Source organism: Olleya sediminilitoris, assembly GCF_016785945.1.
GTDB lineage: Bacteria > Bacteroidota > Bacteroidia > Flavobacteriales > Flavobacteriaceae > Olleya > Olleya sediminilitoris.
In genome coordinates, this window is sequence record NZ_JAEMEF010000032.1 from 1 (window position 1) to 1,000 (window position 1,000).

A 1,000-nucleotide genomic window follows, 5' to 3' on the forward strand; every position below is an offset into this window, starting at 1 on the left:
ATTTTCAATGTTGACGAGATCTGTAGTCTCTGCGTATATATTAACCTTATTCCTCTCTTTTGTGCTTTCTTATTTATATGTCTTAAATTTAATGTTTTTATTAAAATGCTAACTTAAGACGTGTATAATCAATTGCTGGTACAAGCCTACTTACGAATATTCCTGCGGAATATTCTATCCGGTTTTTATTTGCTAAATTAGTTCCTTAAACCACGCAACTAATCATACACAAAACCGTTGTAAGTAATTTGACGCAACCATTTCTGAATTTACTCATCTATTAAATATAGATACACTAAAAATTTTAATTTATGAAAAACAAGATTTTATTTTTAATGATAATCGGAGTTTTATTCTCTTGTAATAATAACGATGATAATGATACTGAAAATGAATTACTCGGGAATTGGAAACTTATACAAATGACTGGTAGCATTCCAAATTCAGAAACTTCTGGTGCCGAAATGGATTGGCAAGAAACCTATGTGCTTAACGCTAACGGAACATTCCTAAAATCAAGAGAAAGAGATGGAATTACAACCGAAGTTTCAGGAACTTATAATTTTAATGAGCCTTTAATAGAATTAAACTTTGACACTGAAAGTGAAATTATTGGGTCATGTACATCAAATATGAAAGAAACTATGAACCTTCAATCTGAAACTATTTTTTTAAGTTCTTGGGAGGCTTGTGATGGACCTGGACTGAAATATGAAAAAATCAATTAAAACTACTTACAACACCGTGTATAATTCATTGCTAGTAAAAGCCTACTTACGAAAATCTTCGCGGATTTTCTATTCGGTTTGTATTTGCTAACTTAGTTGCTGAAACACGCAACTGAACCATACACGAACACGTTAGGGCAAATTAGAGAAATGAACTTTCCTGAAATAGGTTGACTAAAAATCAAACAATTAATTACAGTCACTTATGAAAACACAAAATGAACACTGGCGAAAAAAAAGCTACCAAAAAGCCACTTTAGAAACCAAACTTT

1 protein-coding gene is annotated in these 1,000 nt (G+C 31.3%); it reads left to right on the forward strand.

Going from position 1 to position 1,000, the window contains the following annotated elements:
* Nucleotides 1–311: 311 nt before the first annotated feature.
* Entirely contained in the window at nucleotides 312–728 is a 417-nt protein-coding gene (locus JAO71_RS15710; protein ID WP_203001727.1) for a hypothetical protein, read from the forward strand.
* Nucleotides 729–1,000: the final 272 nt, after the last annotated feature.